This window comes from Bradyrhizobium sp. 170 (genome assembly GCF_023101085.1).
Lineage (GTDB): Bacteria > Pseudomonadota > Alphaproteobacteria > Rhizobiales > Xanthobacteraceae > Bradyrhizobium.
Genome location: NZ_CP064703.1, coordinates 8,025,757 through 8,037,968, shown reverse-complemented (window position 1 = coordinate 8,037,968; position 12,212 = coordinate 8,025,757). Strand labels below are relative to the sequence as shown.

Sequence of the window (12,212 nt, the reverse complement as noted above, 5' to 3'; positions counted from 1 at the left end):
TCTAGTTTTCCCAATCGACGCGCTGAAAAGCGTCCATCAATGCCTGGTCCGCCGTGTGAATCGACGGGTCGAACGGCACGCGGTTGGTGCGCTGGTATTTCCAGTTGCTGCCGATCTCGCGAAAATGCCGAAACGAAAAGTCCCTGGTGCAGAAATAAGATGCCCACCAGGAGAAGATCGAATGGACATGCCATTGCGCATGCGTGGGACATCGGGCGGGAACCACCGTCCATTTCGGCAGGCACTCATTCGCGTCGCGCCGCATTACGAGCCTTGAGAACTCGTATTTCGGCGGCATGAGAATCGAGAAGTCGGCGTGCCGATACGGCGCCTTGTGCATGTCGCGGATACCGTCGTCGACGCCGATGATCCATCGCCCGCGATATCGGACAAGCCCGGTCCATGATTGTTCGGCGGCTTCAAACACCGATTGTCCCGTCTTCGACAGCACCAGTTCGTCGGTGTCGGAGTTCATGGCGCTGCGGGCATTCTGAAGGAAGCGCCATCGTGCGTGCTCCCACGCCCCCAACTGGCAGAAATCGGAATCCCAGTGGTCCCAGCTATTGGCGCCCTGCGGGCCGTATTTGAAAGGCCACTCCATCACGACTGAGCATTGGATGCCCGCGACCGACCGGAGCGCCGCGCTCAGTGTGGCGCTGTCGTAGGCGCTGGAGCCGTTGTCATAAATCAGAACGGCATCGGCGCCGTGAATGTCCCGGTTGAACCTCACCCAGTCGAGGATCCATTCGATCGGATTGTCCTTCGACATCGTGAAGATGACGCGGCGATCCCGGAACATTTCCGACTCGTTAGGCGACACCTGGAACGTGAAGCTCCCCAGTTCGCCCAACGCCTGGATGGGGCCGGCCTGCTCGGGAATGTCCAGCCACAATTGGGCGTGGCGGTCGAGGTGCCTCGTCCGCGCCTTGCGGGTGCCGGCGCCGCTGATGAAATTTGTCGTCGCGACATCGCGCGCGAGATTGAAGAATGGCGGCGCAAACAGGGCAACCTTCGATTTGCTCACCTGCACTGCGTCGTAGAACAGCGTATTGCTGTCGAAGTCGCGCTCGAAATTCTCGCCCCGAAACGCGGGCGGGCGCGTCGCCTCGCGCCGCTTGTCGGTGAAGTCCGGCAGCGAAACCGGATTGGTTCGACAAATGACATGTCGATTGTCGGCTGCGACGACCGTATTTTTACTCGCTAGCCGCATCATGGTTCTCTTATCGACATGCTGGGTAGCCCCGTGGCCGGGGCGCTGATGGACGAGGCCGGGAGATTGCGACGCCGGACATAGGCGATCACGGCCTTGCGCAGGCCGGCGATGTCGAACGCGAAGGCTGCGGCGACGTAGACGACGCAACCGGTTGCGGCCAGCACGCCGAACGAGACCACGCCGATCGGAAGCAGCGGTTTGAGGAATGTCAGCACCAGCGCCATGATCGCCGTCGCCGAGACGATGCGCAGGACCTGGAACGCGTTGAAGGGAAGCGGAAAGGCGTTGTGCGTGAGAAACCAGCCGAGGCCCGCGCCGAATGCTTCCACGATCACGAGGCTCGACGCCGCGCCGACCAGGCCAAATCTGGCGAGCAGGACCGGCATGACCAGCAAGTTCGCGATCAGCATCGCGATGCTCTGCGTCGTCATCATGAAAGGTGTCTTGGCGAGATGAAAGCTCGCGTGGATGTAGGATTGGGAAATCGACTGAAACAGCCAGGCAAAAGCCAGGATCGGCATGATCTGCGCCGCGGTCTCCCGGAACTCGCTGCCAAGGATCACGCCGGCAATATAGCTGCTCGTCAGCGCCACGCCGGCGACGGCCGGCAAGACGGCGGCCAGCAGAATTTCCAGGCTGAACTCCAGATGCGGCCGCGCTTCGGCGGTGCCGCCGGTAGTATACGCACGCACCGCCAGCGGGATCGTTGCCGATGCGATACTTACCGCGGGGATCAGGATGATCTGCCGGACGAGATCGGCGGCCGCGCCGTACTGGCCTGCCGCATGGTCGCCCATGAAATGAAACACCAGCATCCGGTCGAGCGCGGCGTGGAGCGCAAAGACGATGCCCGACAGCGTGATCGGAATGCCGAAGCCCGCGAACGTCCGCAAATCGGAAATTTTCGGCCCGGCTACGGGGGATCGCAGGATCGTGCTGGCAAAGAGCGTCGTCGTGACGAAATAGGTGATGGTCACCATCGCGAGCTGGCACAGTCCGCCGCCGCCGAGTAGCGCCGCGGCCAGGCACAGCGTGAAGGCCAGGCCAGCGCGAATGATCGACGCCGACATGAACGCGAATGATTGCAGCCGCGCCTTCAGCAGTTCCTGTCCGAGTTCAAACAGGCCGAGCCCCAGCGCGAAAAAGATGGCCGCGAGATTTCGCTCCAGCGATACCGACGTCGTCAATGTGGCGACGAGGAGCGCGATCGGCGCGGCAAGGGCGGAGATGAGATAGGCGACGAAGATGGTCTTCCTGACGTCGATCGTGCCGCCTTCCGACTGGAAGCGCAGGGCAGAGACGCGGACCCAGGTGAACAGGAGCGCCGAGACGATGCCCGCGGTGCTCAGACCGACGACGTACACCCCATACTCTTCCGGCGAGAGCAGGCGCGTGAATACGACCGCGCTCAGCAAGCCGATCACGGCCGATACGATGCTCGCAACCGAATAATGGAACGTCTGGCTGAGCATTATACTTTCGGCCTTTGAAGCGTGGAACTTCGCTTCGGCAATGGGTTCAGGGTTAACGACACGTTGCAATTCATCTCGACAATCTGCTGGAAGCGCGCCGTTAACCGGCGGATTCCTTCCGCGGTACCCATTGAGCAAGATCGGTGCCGGACCGGCGCACTGCGTGTTGCGGCGCGTCGGCTTGGTTAACCTGCCGTTTTTTCCTGCGTATCTTACGGCTAGAGCGCTGCGGCCCCGCGAGGCCGGCAATTTCCGGTACACCCGCTCCGTCCGCGGTGTCCGCATTTGCGACACACTGGTGCCGCTCCGGCTCCGCGGTAACCATGGCGGAAGCGCCGTTTGCGCGTGCGCCCATGATGGACCGGATATTGCAAACCGGTCCCTGGCATCGTCGACATCTTCGACGATTGGATTTCAGATGACCAATTTCCAACGAAAACCCATTTCGCAAGAAGCGGGCTGCGAGCTTCCTGTTCTTTTTGATACAGCCGACCTGTCCGGCCTGTATCCTTTTGCGACGGTGAGCGCCCACCACCCCGCCGGCTTCCTGCGGCGCGTCGTTGCGCGGCTGGTGAGTCCGAGGTGACGAGATACCGCGCCGACATCGACGGCCTGCGCGCGATCGCCGTCATCCCCGTGCTGCTCTACCACGTCGGCGTCCCCGGCTTTTCCGGCGGCTTTGTCGGTGTCGATATCTTCTTCGTCATCTCCGGGTATTTGATCTGCGGCATGATCGATGCGGACATCCGCAAAGGATCGTTCTCGCTCGCCAATTTCTACAAGCGCCGGATCCTGCGTATCCTGCCGGCGCTGTTCGTGATGTTTCTCGTCACCAGCGTCCTTGCCGCGCTCTATTGCCTGCCGGTTGAACTCGTAGATTACGCGAGGAGTCTCGCAAGCGCCGTGGCGTCGGTCTCGAATGTCTATTTTGCGCAGACCGCCGGCTATTTCGACGCTCCGGCCGAAACCAAGCCTCTGCTGCATACCTGGTCGCTCGGCGTCGAAGAGCAGTTCTACTTCGCTGCACCCCTGTTGATGCTGTTGGTGTATCGCTTCGCGCCGAAGCGCGCCGGGCTGCTGTTCGCCATCGTCGCCGCGGCTTCGTTTGCCGGTGCACTGGCGATGAGCGCGCGAAATCCCGCATTTGCGTTCTATCTTGCCCCGTTCCGGGCCTGGGAGCTGGCGCTGGGCGCGCTGCTCTCGGTCGAATTTGTTCCCGTGCCGGAAACCGCATTCTGGCGAAACGCCAGCGGCGTGTCGGGATTATCGCTGTTGCTTGGCGTCATCATATTCGGGTCGCCGGCGGTGCCGTTACTGGCGATGACCGGTCTCGCCGCTGTCGGCACGGTGCTGGTGATTGCGTCCAGCGAGCGTGCCGTCTCGGTGGCAGGGCGATTGCTGTCCTTGCGGCCGTTCGTGTTTGTCGGGCTGATATCCTATTCGCTCTATCTGTGGCACTGGCCGCTTACCGTGTTTCAGCGAACCGACGCCATTTTCTTCACGGAGTCGTCCGCATCGGCAAAACTGATACTGATCGCGCTCTCCATCGGCATCGCCTGTTTGTCGTGGAAGCTGGTCGAGGCGCCGTTCCGCAACCTGGCGAAGGGAACGTCGAAGGCCGCCATTTTCGGCGCGACCTCGGCCACCATGGCCTCGACGGTCGGGCTGTGCGGGTTGGTGATCCTGTTCAGCGGCGCGCCGTTCCGCTTTTCCAAGCGCATTGTCGAGATCGGCTCCTTTCTGGCCTACGATTCTTCAGTCGCGGTTCGCACCGGCCGCTGCTTTCTGTCGAGCAACCGCCAGAAGCTCGATGTCGAGACCTGCCTGAAGCCTGATCCGGCGCGGCCGAACTACCTGCTCGTCGGTGACAGCCACGCCGCGCATCTCTGGTCCGGGCTTTCGCTGGCGATGCCGGAAATCAATCTCATGCAGGCGACCGCCAGCCTTTGCCGCCCGGCCGTCGCAGCGGGTTCGCGGTATGACACACCGGTTTGCCGCCATCTGATGGAATTCGTGTTCAGCGATTTTCTTGTCCATAACGAGGTCGACGGCGTACTGCTTGCCGCATCGTGGAAGGATGAGGATCTGCCGTTTCTGTCGGCGACGCTGCAATTTTTGAAATCAAGAGCGATCGACGTCACAGTGCTTGGTCCGATCGTCGAATATGATGCGGCGCTGCCGCGGCTTCTCGTGGACGGTATCCTGCACGACATGCCGTCGCGTGCGAGTGCGCGGCGTACGCCCGGAATTCGCGAACGAGATCTGGCCTTGAAGCAGATGGTGACGACTGCAGGCGCCACCTATCTTTCCGTTTACGATGCCGTTTGCCGCGACGATCGTTGTGACGAATTTGTGCGGGGCGACATCCCCATGCAATTCGATGCGGGGCATCTCACGGCCGAAGGCGCGATCGAGGTAGGACGAAGGCTATCGGCGGCCTTTGCCAGAAAGCATGCGAGGGTAGATGTTTCGAACTGATCCAAGGCGGCGCAAAGGGCTCGGTATGAAGCGGCTGGTGCTGTTTCTGGCAGCCTTCGTGCTGACCGTGCTGCTGCTGGCGCATGTCGACAGCAACGCCGCCTCACGCGCCGTCTCCAACCCGCCGAAGTTCGCGGGCGCCTTCGTCAACTGGGGTCCGATAGGACGCGAGCATACGCTGCAGGCATGGGAAAAATGGCTGAAGCAGAAGCCGTCCTCGGTGCTCGGCGTCGACTTCTATGGCGGGACGACCTGGGAGGACTCTTCCAAATTGAGCTGGGTTCCGGGCATATGGAAGAAGCTCAATCCCGCGCGCAATGTGGTTTGGTCGATCCCGCTGACGATGAAGGGGACGCCTCTCGCCGACGTGGCCGATGGGCTTCACGATGCCGAATTCGAGGCTGCCGCCCGGGCGATTTCGGAAGCGCATCCGCAGGCGGTCATTCGGCTCGGCTGGGAGATGAATCTGGCTGAAATGGCGTGGTTCGCCAAAGGCCATGAAGCCGATTACATCAAGGCGTTCCGCCGCGTCGTGGAAATATTCAGGCGTCACTCCACTACCTTCAAGTTCGACTGGTGTCCGGGGTGGGGGCCGCAGGAGATGCCGGCGGACGCGAGCTATCCCGGCGATGACGTCGTCGACTACATCGGTCTCGACGTCTACGATTTCAAGCAGGAGGGCACGCCCGAGGAGCGCTGGAACACCTTCTACGTCAAGGCGCCATATGGCCTGGAATGGCACCGCGATTTTGCGCGCAAGCACGGCAAGCCGATGAGCTACCCTGAATGGGGCGTGGGCAATGCCGGCGACAACCCGTTCTTCATTCAGCAGATGCACGACTGGTTCATGAAGAACGAAGGCAGCATTGCCTACGCCGCCTACTTCGACGTCAACGGTGCGTGGCCTACCCAGATCGACAACGGCCAGTTTCCAGATTCGCAGCGGCTATTCCGTAAGTTGTTTAGCCGCTGATTTGCGGCGAGCGTTCGTTCAGCGCGGATTAACCCCGTCCATTAACCGTCGTCGAAGTTCGCTGCTTCACGTTTCGGCATCGGACCGAATATTGCACCGCTGCCAGCGTTACGTTCGGAACGGCCGGATCAACCCCGGAACGAACGACTTTATCGAGACGGAACTGTCCCGCGATTACGCCGGCCATCCCGTTTCGGGACGATGAGACATACTCGTGAACGACCTGAGCGTCATGGCAGAGCTTTCGACCAACGATCTCCGGATGGACGGGCCCGAGCCATCGGTCAGGGCTTTGCGCGCGCTGGTGGCGGCTTCGCCGGCGCTCGATCCCGCAACCGAAATCGTGGTTTGCATCCCCTGTTTCCGCCGGCCGCAGTACCTGCGCCGGACGCTGGAGTCGCTTGCCGCGCAGCGCACCAGCCGCCGCTTCGCCGTCGTCATGGTGGAGAACGATGCCTCGAAGAGCGAGAGCGTCCCGGTTGCCGTCGAGTACCTCGCGTCGGGAAAATTCACAGGGCTATGCGTGATCGAGCCGCGGCAGGGCAATTGCCATGCGATCAACGCCGCCTTCGAGACGGCGCTGCAGATGTTCCCGGCGGCAACCAGCTTCCTGATGATCGACGACGATGAAATCGCGTCGCGGGACTGGCTGGAGCAGATGGTAAGGACCGCCAATGCGACCGGCGCCGACATCGTCGGCGGACCGGTATTCCCCGAATTCGATGACGCACGGAAGCGCGGCTTGCGGCGCCACCCGGCTTTTGCGCCGGCTTACGATGCCTCAGGCCCGGTGCCGGTGATCTATGGCTGCGGCAATTGCCTGATCCGGCGCTCGGTGTTTGCGCGGTTGGGCATGCCGGCGTTCGACCTCCGTTTCAATTTTCTGGGCGGCGGCGACACTGATTTCTTCTACCGTTGCCGAAGGCTCGGGTTGCGCTTTCATTGGGTCAACGAAGCCGTGATCTCGGAGACCGTGCCGCAAGGCCGCACCAGCCTGAAATGGCTTGTCATGCGCGGCCTGCGGATCGGCGCGATCAACTATCACGTCCAGCGCAAGGCGACGCCGACGGCCTGGCTGCGGGCGAAGTTGACCGCCAAACTGCTGGCGGCCTTGCCGCTTTCGCTGGTCTATGCCGTGTGTGCCGTCCTGACCGAGCGAGAGCGGACCATTGCGATGCATCCCGTCACGGTTGCGATCGGCAGCGCGCTGGCCGCGTTCGGCCTCGAACCGCAACCGTACAAGGCTTCGAAGATCGTCTCATGAGCCAGCTCGTCGACGCATCCGAAATCCGTAAGCTGGCCGCCGGGATAGAGCGCCAGCAGGTGATGGATATCGTTCGCGGCGCGACATTTGTCGGAACGCTGCTGCTCGGCTGGATATCGCTGCATCCGTTTGAAAGCCTCGGCAATATGCAGATTGGCGATGCCGGTACCGGAAACGAGCTGGCGACCTATGCGGTGTTCGGCGCCCTCAGCGTGCTGACGATTGCGCTCGCGATGCGAAATGACGCGCGGGGACTGGTGACGTTGTTGTCGCCGGCGTTTGTCCTGTTCGGCGCCTGGCTCCTGGTGACGGTCGTGTTGTCGTTCGATCCGACGACGTCGATCAAGCGTCTTTCCTTGACGATCTGCGTCATCGCGGTGACTGCTGCTCTCATGCTGCTGCCAAGGTCGCAGCAGGAACTGATGCACTGGTTCACGGTCGCCGCGCTCGCATTGCTGGCGATCTGCTATCTCGGAATATTGCTGGCCCCCGATCTTTCGATTCACCTGGCGTCCGATCCGCAGGAGCCCGGCCTCGCCGGCAACTGGCGCGGCGCGTTCGGCCACAAGAACCAGGCCGCGTCCATCATGGTGGTGGTGCTGTTTCTCGGCGTCTACGTCATCCGCTCCGGCCTGTGGCTATCCGGTGCCGCCATCATCGTGCTCGCCTCGCTGTTTCTGCTGTATTCGGCCGGAAAGAGCTCGCTGACCCTGTGCTTTGTGGTGCTGCTGCTGACGTCGACAATCCATTTCATCCGCATGCTCTGGCTTCGCGCGATCATCTTGCTCACGCCGCTGGTATTGCTGAACCTGTTGAGCATCGGCGCGGTGATGTCTGAGGGCCTCGCCGGGATTTCCAAATTGCTGCCGTTCGATTCGACATTTACCGGCCGCACCGACATCTGGGCGTTTGCATTGCAGTCGCTCCATGCGCGGCTGCTCACCGGCTATGGCTTTGCGTCCTTCTGGGGCAGCAGCGCCATTCAAAATCTGCCGGAAGGCAAGGAGTGGGCTGGCTTTGCCGCGCACAGCCATAATGGCTATCTCGACACCGCGCTAGGCACGGGCCTGCCCGGGCTCGCCTTGCTCATCCTGGTGCTGGTGATCCTTCCTTTAAGGAATTTTCAGCGGGCGGATGAGGGCGGCAACAACGGGCCGCTCGCCATGATGCTGCTGCGGATCTGGCTGTTCGGGCTCTATCTGTCGGCGATGGAAAGCTTCTTCCTCGACCGTTCCGAACCCTCGTGGTTCACGTTCCTGTTGGCGGTATTCGGCCTGCACTACCTCGCCCGGTTTCGGGCGAAAGCCTGAGGCTCAGAGCTGCGCCCGCACCGCCTCGGCAACGTCCTTCCACCAGCCGTCGAAATCGAATGGCAAGTGTACCGGCGGCCGTTTGACCACCGAAGCGATCCGGTCGGCATAGGCCTCGTTATCAGCGCCGCGCGCGACCAGCGCGATGGCGCCGCGGCCGATCAATTCCTTGAAGCGCGGATGGTGGTCGAATTCCTCCGGCAGCGCGGGACCTGCGACGATCAGCGGACGGCCGGATTGCACGCAGGTGAGAATGCTGGAGCGCCGCGCGGTGAGCCCTTCGTCGAGCGGATAGCAGAATGCGTCGATCTCGCTGAACAGGCCGAACACCTCGTGATCGGAGGCGACAAAGCCGGAGACGATCACGTCGTCGGCGATGCCGAGTTCTCGGGCGCGGGCATGAAACTCCTGCTCGACCTTGTCGACGCCGCGGATGAAGGAGCCGATATAGACGATCAGCGGCTTGAGCCCGCGTTGCTTCAGAAGGGCGCCGATCTCGAGCAGTGCGTTGGGCTGCTTGCCCGGATAGATCGACCCGAAATGACCGATCAGGAGCCGCCCGTCACCTTTCGCGGCGATCAGGCGATGCCGCAACTTCGAATCTTCAATTCCCGCCGGGGCCTCGATGTTCGGCGGCAGTGGCGCCAGCACGCTCTTTCTGGCGGTCCAGCCGAGCAGGCGGTCGCTGGCCAGCTCGCGCTGCACCAGCGGCGAAAACATGATGATGGTGTCGGCCAGCAGCAGCGCCGGCATGTAGGTGATGCGGCGCAGCCAATGCAGCCCGTCCCATTCGTGCTGGATCAGGACGACCTTACGTCGGCGCAGCTTGGCGATCGCCATCGCTGCGAGCGGCGCGAACATCACGCGCTTCCAGGCCACGATCGGGAAGTTGCAGACCACGCTTTGCGCCGTGCCGACCGCGCGCCAGATCTCGGAAAGCGAGCCTTCGCTGCGCGTCAGGGTTAACGTCGCGCTGGTTCCGGGCTCGAGCTTTTCGATCGCCTCCTGCAACAGCCGGGTGAACTGGCCGACGCCGCAATGCATCTGCGGTCCCGCGCCTAGAAACAGCGCCCGATATCGGGTTTCTCCAGTCATCGTGCGGCGGCGGGGTTTCCAGGAACTGTCGGCGTTAGCCATACATCCCAGACATTAGCTTCCGGTAAGCGCCGGCGTCCGCCCGGCACCGTTCTTGCCAATCCGACCATGAAGGCCGTCCGACCGTCTCATAACGGGACATCGAGCGGTCCCGGCAATGGTGGCCGGCCGCGATTTCGGGACAGTCGGAATGGGCGGGCCAGGTAACGGGAAGCAGGAGCGCGGCGATGACAGGCAAGATCTTCAGCACTTGGGATGAGACGCATTCCGAGCTTTGGAGCCACCAGCCGATCCGGCTCCAACACGAGATGCACAAATCGCCGGCGTTCTCGATGGACGATCTCGCCCAACTGATCGAGAGCTATCCGCGCGAGCACTACAGCCTGGTGAAGACGGGCGCCAAGGGATCCAGCCGCGTGTGGCGCGAGGGCGATATCGGTAACCTCTCCGGCCGGCAGGTCATCGAAGCGATTTCCCGGGGCGGGCTCTGGCTCAACATGCGCAATGTCGGTTCGGTCGATAGCCGCTACCGCAAGCTGATCGACCGGATGTTCGAGGAGATTGCGGCCAACGTTCCTGGGTTCGTGGTGCCGAACCACCAGGCCGGTATTCTGATCTCTTCGCCGGACGCGCAGGTCTATTATCATGCCGACCTGCCGGGGCAGGGCCTGATCCAGATCGCCGGGCGCAAGCGGGTCTACGTCTATCCAAACACCGCGCCGTTCATCAAGCCGCAACACCTCGAGGACATCGCGCTGTTCGACGTCGAGGTCGATCTGCCCTACGCGCCCTGGTACGACCGGCATGCGCAGGTGTTCGACCTCGAACCCGGCCAGATGCTGAACTGGCCGCTGAACGCGCCGCACCGCGTCGAGAATCTCGGCACCGTCAATATTTCCATGACGGTATCCTACGGCAACGACGAGATCCGCCGCGCCCAGATCGTCCACCTCGCCAACGGCCTGCTGCGCCATCGCTTCGGCTATACGCCGAAGACCAGCAATCTGCGCGGGCCGTCCTTCTTCGCCAAGGCGGTGCTGCAAAAGCTCGTGCGCGACAGCAAGTGGGTCAAGCGCGAGCGCAACGCCCGCCGCGCGATCGATTTCCGCCTTGACGCCGCTGAGCCCGGCAGGATCGTCGATCTGCCGAAGGCGGCATAGGTCGCAACGCCGATGACGGTGCTGACGACCAATGCGGGGCAAGTGGCGGCGCGATCAACGAGCCGCTCGGCCGGATTCCGTGTCGAGCTGCCGCGCGACTGGAAGCAGGCCGTCGCGCGCTGGCACGATATCAGCCCGTCGACGCCGTTCCAGCATCCGCAATGGTATGACGCGTGGTACGCCGCTTTCGCCGGTGCCGAGGGCGTGGCGCCTTTAATCGCTGTTGTCACGGACGCATCGACCGGCGAACCGGCGATGCTGCTGCCGCTGATCCGCCGCCGGCAAGACAAGATCACAACGGTCGAATTCGCCGATCTCAATCTGACCGACTACAACGCGCCGATCTTGGGCAGCGCCGCGCCGCGTGATGCCAAAGCGATGCGCGCGCTGTGGCGCTGCCTGCTGTCGGCGCTGCGCCGCATGCCTGAGGCGGCCGATCTCATCCGCCTTCGCAAGGTGCCCATCGATCTCGATGGCAGGCCCAACCCGCTCGCCTTGCTCGACACCGGCGGTCCGTGCTTGCTCAACGGCAATCTCGTCACCACCGGCGAGGATTACGACGCCTGGCGCTACACGCTGCAAAAAGTCGTGCGCACGGAGCTGCAACGGAGCTGGCGCGTCTTCACGCGCGATACCGCCGCATCCTTTGCGATCGTCACCGATACCAGTGAAGCGTTGCGGATTCTCGCGACCACCGAGGTTCAGCAAGCCGCGCGGATGCAGAGCATCGGGCGGAACTACGCCCTCAATGACGAGACCTGCGCGGCATTCTACCGCAACCTGGTGCGCGATGGCGTCGGCAATGGCTATGCGCTGGTCTCGGCGCTCACGGTCGGCGACGAGATCGTGGCGACGCTGCTCGGCATCAGGACCGGCTCACGCTACGTGATGATCCGCATCAGCAATGCCGGCGAGAAATGGTCGAACTGTTCGCCGGGCCGGCTGATCATCGAGCGCACCATGGCGGCTCTGCACCAGGACGGCGTGCGCGAGTTCGACTTCTCTGTCGGCAATTACACCTACAAGCGCCGCTTCGGTGTGACGCGGCTGCCGCTGATCGACATCAGCGCCGCCTTGAGTTGGCGCGGATGGCCCTACGCGCTGCGCGATCATATGGTGCGTACAGTGCGCAACTATCCGCGGCTCGATGACTGGTTGAAACGCGCGCTCGGTAAACCGCTGTCACGCGAAGAGAATTGACATATTCTTGCCGCACGGGAACAGCCGTGCAAATTTGCAACACATGC

The 12,212-nt window shown here is 62.5% G+C and carries 10 protein-coding genes; 7 read left to right on the top strand and 3 right to left on the bottom strand.

All coding sequences use genetic code 11. From position 1 onward, the window contains the following. Position 1 precedes the first annotated feature (1 nt). The gene (locus IVB05_RS37865; RefSeq protein WP_247781195.1) at positions 2 to 1,210 is read right to left on the bottom strand and encodes a hypothetical protein; all 1,209 of its coding nucleotides are present in this window, start codon (positions 1,208 to 1,210) and stop codon (positions 2 to 4) included. Further along, on the bottom strand, positions 1,210 to 2,685 hold the full coding sequence (locus IVB05_RS37860; protein ID WP_247781194.1) for an oligosaccharide flippase family protein: 1,476 nt from the start codon (positions 2,683 to 2,685) through the stop codon (positions 1,210 to 1,212). The genes IVB05_RS37865 and IVB05_RS37860 overlap by 1 nt, the downstream gene beginning before the upstream one ends. Positions 2,686 to 3,103: 418 nt before the next feature. Here IVB05_RS37860 and IVB05_RS37855 point away from each other — a divergent pair, with 418 nt between their 5' ends. The 5 genes from IVB05_RS37855 to IVB05_RS37835 all read left to right on the top strand — a co-directional run bounded on the left by IVB05_RS37855 (position 3,104) and on the right by IVB05_RS37835 (position 8,710). Continuing rightward, positions 3,104 to 3,271, top strand: a complete 168-nt coding sequence (locus IVB05_RS37855; protein WP_247781193.1) for a hypothetical protein — start codon at positions 3,104 to 3,106, stop codon at positions 3,269 to 3,271. Beyond that, positions 3,268 to 5,163, top strand: a complete 1,896-nt coding sequence (locus tag IVB05_RS37850) for an acyltransferase family protein (RefSeq protein WP_247781192.1) — start codon at positions 3,268 to 3,270, stop codon at positions 5,161 to 5,163. The genes IVB05_RS37855 and IVB05_RS37850 overlap by 4 nt, the downstream gene beginning before the upstream one ends. Beyond that, positions 5,150 to 6,136: a hypothetical protein gene (locus IVB05_RS37845; RefSeq protein WP_247781191.1), complete on the top strand. Its 987-nt coding sequence runs from the start codon at positions 5,150 to 5,152 to the stop codon at positions 6,134 to 6,136. Before IVB05_RS37850 ends, IVB05_RS37845 begins: the two co-directional genes overlap by 14 nt. A gap of 262 nt (positions 6,137 to 6,398) precedes the next feature. Continuing rightward, positions 6,399 to 7,400: a glycosyltransferase gene (locus IVB05_RS37840; protein WP_247787288.1), complete on the top strand. Its 1,002-nt coding sequence runs from the start codon at positions 6,399 to 6,401 to the stop codon at positions 7,398 to 7,400. Then, entirely contained in the window at positions 7,397 to 8,710 is a 1,314-nt protein-coding gene (locus IVB05_RS37835) for an O-antigen ligase (RefSeq protein ID WP_247781190.1), read from the top strand. The genes IVB05_RS37840 and IVB05_RS37835 overlap by 4 nt, the downstream gene beginning before the upstream one ends. 3 nt (positions 8,711 to 8,713) lie before the next feature. Here the strand turns inward: IVB05_RS37835 and IVB05_RS37830 are convergent, their stop codons facing one another. Beyond that, complete coding sequence (locus IVB05_RS37830; protein WP_247781189.1) at positions 8,714 to 9,805, bottom strand: hypothetical protein; 1,092 nt, start codon at positions 9,803 to 9,805, stop codon at positions 8,714 to 8,716. A 227-nt stretch (positions 9,806 to 10,032) separates the two neighbouring features. On the opposite strand from IVB05_RS37830, the gene IVB05_RS37825 reads away from it, so the two are divergent. Together IVB05_RS37825 and IVB05_RS37820 are read left to right on the top strand one after the other, a co-directional pair. Beyond that, positions 10,033 to 10,965 (top strand): cupin-like domain-containing protein, encoded by a 933-nt coding sequence (locus IVB05_RS37825; RefSeq protein WP_247781188.1) that lies wholly within the window; start codon positions 10,033 to 10,035, stop codon positions 10,963 to 10,965. A gap of 12 nt (positions 10,966 to 10,977) precedes the next feature. After that, positions 10,978 to 12,165 (top strand): GNAT family N-acetyltransferase, encoded by a 1,188-nt coding sequence (locus tag IVB05_RS37820; RefSeq protein ID WP_247781187.1) that lies wholly within the window; start codon positions 10,978 to 10,980, stop codon positions 12,163 to 12,165. The last annotated feature ends 47 nt before the right edge of the window (positions 12,166 to 12,212 follow it).